Origin of the sequence: Kitasatospora sp. NPDC057542 (assembly GCF_042801945.1) — a bacterium.
In the GTDB taxonomy this organism is placed as follows: domain Bacteria; phylum Actinomycetota; class Actinomycetes; order Streptomycetales; family Streptomycetaceae; genus Kitasatospora.
In genome coordinates this window covers 1-5,611 of the sequence record NZ_JBHVFE010000539.1, presented here as the reverse complement: position 1 = coordinate 5,611, position 5,611 = coordinate 1, and the positions used below count along the sequence as shown (strand labels likewise).

At 68.6% G+C, this 5,611-nt stretch carries 5 protein-coding genes; 2 read left to right on the top strand and 3 right to left on the bottom strand.

Going from position 1 to position 5,611, the window contains the following annotated elements; translation table 11 throughout:
- Positions 1-15: 15 nt before the first annotated feature.
- Positions 16-897, bottom strand: a complete 882-nt coding sequence (locus ACFU7Y_RS38935) for an SDR family oxidoreductase (protein WP_224279615.1) — start codon at positions 895-897, stop codon at positions 16-18.
- Between the two features lie 90 nt (positions 898-987).
- Here ACFU7Y_RS38935 and ACFU7Y_RS38930 point away from each other — a divergent pair, with 90 nt between their 5' ends.
- Positions 988-1,566, top strand: coding sequence for a TetR/AcrR family transcriptional regulator (locus ACFU7Y_RS38930; protein ID WP_380771191.1), 579 nt, complete (start codon positions 988-990; stop codon positions 1,564-1,566).
- 808 nt (positions 1,567-2,374) lie between these two features.
- Here ACFU7Y_RS38930 and ACFU7Y_RS38925 read toward each other — a convergent pair.
- The gene (locus ACFU7Y_RS38925; RefSeq protein ID WP_380771190.1) at positions 2,375-2,605 is read right to left on the bottom strand and encodes an ATP-binding protein; all 231 of its coding nucleotides are present in this window, start codon (positions 2,603-2,605) and stop codon (positions 2,375-2,377) included.
- Positions 2,606-3,535: 930 nt separating this feature from the next.
- Positions 3,536-3,967: an IS200/IS605 family transposase gene (gene tnpA, locus ACFU7Y_RS38920; RefSeq protein ID WP_380771189.1), complete on the bottom strand. Its 432-nt coding sequence runs from the start codon at positions 3,965-3,967 to the stop codon at positions 3,536-3,538.
- A gap of 25 nt (positions 3,968-3,992) precedes the next feature.
- On the opposite strand from tnpA, the gene ACFU7Y_RS38915 reads away from it, so the two are divergent.
- A complete protein-coding gene (locus tag ACFU7Y_RS38915) occupies positions 3,993-5,036 on the top strand; it encodes an RNA-guided endonuclease InsQ/TnpB family protein (RefSeq protein ID WP_380771192.1) in 1,044 nt (347 codons plus the stop codon).
- Positions 5,037-5,611 lie beyond the last annotated feature (575 nt).

The window sequence follows — 5,611 nt, the reverse complement described above, 5'->3', positions numbered from 1 at the left end:
ATCGTCGGTCGCCGATCAGGGCTGGATGTTCTCCAGGTCCTCCAGAAGGCTGGCGTGCTTCGGCTCCCAGCCGAGCGCCTGCCGGGTGCGGGTGCTGGACGAGGGCTGGTCGGCCTTGAAGATCGGGCCGAGCGGGCCGTAGGTCTCCTCCGGCACCGACTCGACCGGCAGGCCCAGCCGTCGGCCGATGACGGCCGCGATGTCCCGTACCTTGTCCCCCTCGTCGGCCACGGCGTGCCAGACGGTACCGGCCTCCGCCTGCTCCAGGGCCAGCCGGAAGAGAACGGCCGCGTCGAGCGCGTGGACGGCGGGCCAGCGCTGCGTGCCGTCGCCGGGGTAGCCGGAGATCCTGCTCTGGCGTGCGATGTTGGTCAGCAGACCGGCGAACCCGCCCGTGCCCTCGTTGTGAACCGTGCGCGGCATGCGTACGGACGTGCTCCGAACCCCGCGCGAGGCCAGGCCCAGGACTGCCGTGACCGTGCGACCGCGGCCGCCGACCGGCCCGTCGGTCGGCACCGGGTCGGCCTCGGTGGAGGCACGGCCCGGCACCCAGGGCGTACCCGAGACGGTGACCAAGGGGCGGTCGCTGCCGACGAGCTCCTCGCCGAGGGTGGTGAGGGCGGCGGTCTCCTCGGCGACGTTCTGGGCGAGGGCCTCGGGGCTGCTGAAGTCGTTGCCGAAGGCCAGGTGGATCACCCCGTCGGCCTGGGCGGCGCCGGAGCGCAGGACGTCCAGATCGGCGAGGCCTCCCCGCAGCGGCTCGGCGCCGGCTGCCTCGGCGGCCTGTGCGGAGGCGTCGGAGCGGGCGAGCGCAAGGACGGTGTGGCCGTTGCCGAGGAGTTCGGCGACGACGGCGGAACCGATCAGACCGGTGCCGCCGGTGACAAAGACGCGCATGGAAGCCCTCCCGGAAGTGATGGGACTCTTGTCCCGTCACTCACTCTAGCAGGGTGATGGGACAAGAGTCCCATCGCATATGCTGTACCCATGGGTAGATGGGAACCAGGTGCGCGTGAACGCCTCGTCGTGACTGCGGTCGACCTGTTCACGGAGCAGGGGTATGACGCCACGACGGTCGCGCAGATCGCCGAGCGTGCCGGGGTCACCAAGAGCACCTTCTTCCGGCACTTCCCCGACAAGCGCGAGCTGCTGGTCGCCGGGCAGGAGACGCTGAGCCGGCTGCTGACCGAGGGGATCGCCGACGCGCCCGGTAACGCCAGCCCGCTTGAGGCAGTCGCCGCCGGTCTCGAGCGCGCCTCGACCGCGATGGGCCCCAGGAGTCGCGAGCTCGCCCCCCGTCTGAAGGCGGCCGTCGCCGCCAGCGCCGAGCTTCAAGAGCGTGACACCCTCAAGACCGTCAGTCTCGCGGCCGCGATGACAACCGCTCTGGTCGCCCGCGGCGTATCCGATCCGACCGCGGCTCTCGCGGGCGAGCTGGGCGTCCTCGCTTTCAAACGGGGGTACGCCGAATGGGCCGAGGACGACCGTGGCGCCGAGGACGAGCTCGCCGGGTACACCCTGGCGGCCCTGGACGAACTGCGTGCGGCGAGCGCATCGCTGGGCTGACCGGACGAGCACCGTCCAGCGCCGGTGCGGTGGACGAGAAGCAGACCTCACAGCTCTTCGAGCTCGCCGGCCTGATCCTGGCTGTGGGCCGCCATGTCCAGGCCTCCAAGGAGGCCGCAGCCCAGTCCGGAACGCCTCGGCAAGGAGCCGTGATGCGTTTCATCGGCCGGCACCAGGGCGCTACGGGGCCTACGAAGGCCGTGTACAGGGACGCCCCGCGACCGCACCGTGACCATGGAGGTGCGCAGGTCGTTGGTGGTGCCGAGACCCCCTGGTACCGCGCGCTGAGGCATGAGAGGGGTCTTTGGCCGGGCGTTGCTCCCTCGTTGCAGGCGGAGGACGTCCGGGCGACGACATCGGTGGCGGGCCTGGGAACTTCAGAAGTCGACCCGAAGGCCGGGCCCGTCGTTGGTGGAGGGCGAAACCGGCGGCCTGCGGAAACGGGGCTCCGAAGCGATGGGACTCGGGGCGGCGGTGACCGGGCGGCGGTGCTGGCCACTGACTGGAGATCGCCACTGATCCGGCGGCCGTCGCCGACGCCCTGGTGATCACGGACTGGATTGCTCAAGAGATCGGATTCGATCTCACTCCCGAACTGCGGGAGGTGTTCGGGTGGGCCGATCGCCAGGCGTTGGAGGGACTGGCACGAACCGACGGCGGACAGGCGGCATGCGCCGCGTAGCGAGTCCTGGACAGAGGTTCTTTCGCCGCCTGAGACACTGCCGGCGGTGGATGCGGTGATCACGCTGGTGTGCGTGAACACCGCATCCGTCTCGATCGGGATGGCTCTCCGATTCGAGGTTGCTCTTCAGCGCTCGGCACGTTCGGCTTCGGTGCCCCGGAAACGGTAGGACTCGGTGCCGGTCTGGATGAGCGTGCAGCGGAAAGTGATCCGGTCGGCGATGACGGCGCAGAGCCTGGGGTCACCGAACGTCTTGTCCCACTCCGCGAATGGCGAGTTCCCGGCGACCGTGAATTCGCGTGGCCTCCGCTCGGGGCGGCGGTCGGGCCGCTTCGAGGCACGCTGGCCTCCGGACACCCTCCGGAGCGAAGGGATGGCCGCCCGGGGAATTACGGTGACCGTCCACAGGAAGGGACTCTCGGTGCTGCCGGCCAGCCGCCCGGCCGACAGCACATCGCAGGAGAACGTGCGTCGGTGACTACCGTGCCAGTGGCGGAACAGCTCTGATCGACCGTGTGAGAACTCTCCGGACTGCGGTGACCTCGTCCTCCAGCTCGACAGTCCGGCGTTCGAGCCTGCCGGCCCGCTCGGCCTGCTCGGCAAGCTCGGCGGCCAGGAGCGCGTTATGGCTCTCCAGCTCCCGGATGCGGCGCGGGACTTCGCCGTGCTGGACGTCGAACCGCATCGAGGTCGGCGCGGCCCAGCCGGACTACATCCGACACAGACTGGGCCGCTGAGCACTACTGCTCAGTCGGTTTCCGGTTGATCTCGATGACAGGCAGCAGGGTGGCCTGTGGAGGATGCCGATCTGCCGGAGAGTCGGCCCGACCGGCGCGGGGACGTCGGTGAGTCGCTTCAGTAGCTGGTCGAGGGCGGCTTGTCCGTCGTCGACAACGGCGCACTCGGTGCGCTGCAGCACGCCCTTGGGCGGCAGCCAGCCCACCAGGTCGGACACCGGCGTGCTGCAGCGCTACTGCGCCCTGCCGCGCCCCACCCGGGCTCAGCGCGCCTCGATTGCCCAGAGGAGGCGGCGTCAAGCACCGTCTCAGTGGCGCCCTGCCTTGCTACCGTGAACGGGGACGGACAACCGGGAGCCAGATGACCAGCTTCCACGTCAAACCGGCGGACATGATCCTCTTCTCCGCCGGGTTCACCGATCTGCACAACACGGCCGCGCAGCTCTACCTCTGATCTTGGCCAGTGCTCCGGCGTTTACGCCGGAGGTGAAGGCCGTCCCTGGCCCGGAGGCGCGGAGCGCCGGAGTTCTCTGCGCCTGCGGGGCGAGGGTCAGGTGGTCGGGCGTTGCTGACTCTCGATGTAGTGGCGTACGACGGCGAGCGGCGCACCACCGCACGATCCGGCGAAGTAGGAGCCGGACCGGAAGCGGCCGTCCCGCAGGTAGCGGTGGACGTGGCTGTCGTACTCCTGTCGGAGCCTTCGGGAGCTGACGCCTTTGAGGCTGTTGGCCGGCTTGGAGAGCTGGACCTTGGGCGGGTGGTGCACCAGCAGGCGTACGTGATCGTGCTCGCCGTTGAACTGCTTCAACTCGGCTTCGAAGTCCGTACACACGTCCTGCATGATCTCTTCGCAGCGGGTCAGCATGGCGTCGGTGAAGGCCCTGCGCCGGTACTTGGTGACGAAAACCAAGTGGACGTGCAGGTGGTGGACGACGTGACGGCCGGTGCGCACGTCTGGGTTCGGATTCCAGCGTGGTGACATGAACCAGGATGCTACGGTGAGCATCGTGCAGCTTCGGTACGCCTTCCGCGCGTACCCGAGCGTCAGTCAGCGCGCTTGCCTGGCAAGGTCGTTCGGGTGTGTCCGGGTGGTCTTCAACGACGCGCTCCGTATCCGTGAGGACGCCCGCGCCGCCGGGCTGCCGTTCGTCACGTCGGCGGAGCTGTCCAGGCGGCTGACGGCTTCGAAGAAGACCCCCGAGCGTGCCTGGCTCGGTGAGGTGTCGTCGGTGATCCTGCAACAGTCGTTGCGGGACGTGGACACCGCATACCGGAACTTCTTCGACGGCATCAGGGGCAAGCGGCCGAAGACGGGAGCGCCCCGGTTCAAGTCCCGCAGGGACAGCCGGCAGGCGATCCGCTTCACCGCCAACGCCGGATGGAGAATCACCGGTGGCGGGAAGCTGCGTCTGCCGAAGATCGGCGACGTACGGGTGAAGTGGTCGCGCTCGCTGCCGTCGGTGCCGTCGGTGCCGTCCACGGTGACCGTGGTCAAGGACGCCGCCGGGCGGTACTTCGCCTCCTTCGTGGTCGAGACCGACCCGGCCGCCGACCTTGAACGGATGCCCGGGGCCGACGCAGTGGTCGGCATCGACCTGGGTCTGGCCCACTTCGCGGTGCTCTCGGACGGCCGGAAGATCGACAGCCCGAAGTTCCTGCGCCGCTCGGAGAAGAAGTTGAAGCGCGCACAGCGGGCGTTGAGCCGAAAGGCGAAGGGGTCGAAGAACCGGGACAAGGCCCGGGTCAGGGTCGCCCGTGCGCATGCGCGGGTGGCCGATGCGCGGCGCGAGTTCCATCACCGGTTGTCCACCGAGTTGGTCCGTGAGAGCCAAGCGGTCGCGGTGGAGGACCTGGCGGTGAAGGGACTTGCCCGCACGCGCCTGGCCAAGTCCGTGCACGACGCCGGGTGGTCGGCGTTCGTGGCCATGTTGGAGTACAAGGCCGTGCGATACGGGCGTGCCTTCCACCGGATAGGCCGTTTCGAGCCGACCTCACAGGTGTGTTCGAACTGCGGCGCCGTGAGGTTGAGGACGGGGTTCACGGCGTGCTGATCTTGAAATGAGTGAGGGCCTTCTGGCTCGGTGTGGATTGCGACATCTACCCGGCGGCCAGAAAGGCCCTCATGCCACACCGTAACGCACCGCTGACCGAGACCGGACGCCTGCGCCTGGCCCTCGACCTGCTTGACGAACGTCCGCCGTCCGCAGGAAACGTCTTCGCACGTGAAGCCCTCAGCGGGAAGCCACAGGTAGGCACCGTGCGCGCGCCCGGACCAGCTTCCGCAGCCTGGGCACCGTGCACCGTCCGTCTGGCATCTGACACCAACTCGGATCACCTCGCCGTCGTCCTGTACCGACACCACCCTGATCCCCGGATCCGACAGGAAGAGCAGCTCTTCCAGCCGGAGCAGTACCTCGCGCACAGCCCAGAACCATCAGCCCGCACGCGGTCGGCACCGTCAGTTTCCGGACGATCTCGCGAGACCACCAGCAAGACCTACAGTCACAGGGAGTAGCCACACCACAGAAGTTGGCTCTGTCGCTGATTGAGGGGTTCCTCCTTGTTGATCAAGGTGACAGGAGGATGCGGCGTCGCAGGAGGTCGAAGTTGGCCCGGCCGTACATCT

Excerpts from the sequence above, each read along its gene's own strand:
- ACFU7Y_RS38935 (WP_224279615.1), bottom strand. The coding sequence starts at position 897 with ATGCGCGTCTTTGTCACCGGCGGCACCGGTCTGATCGGTTCCGCCGTC.
- ACFU7Y_RS38930 (WP_380771191.1), top strand. The coding sequence starts at position 988 with ATGGGTAGATGGGAACCAGGTGCGCGTGAACGCCTCGTCGTGACTGCG.
- tnpA (WP_380771189.1), bottom strand. The coding sequence starts at position 3,967 with ATGTCACCACGCTGGAATCCGAACCCAGACGTGCGCACCGGCCGTCAC.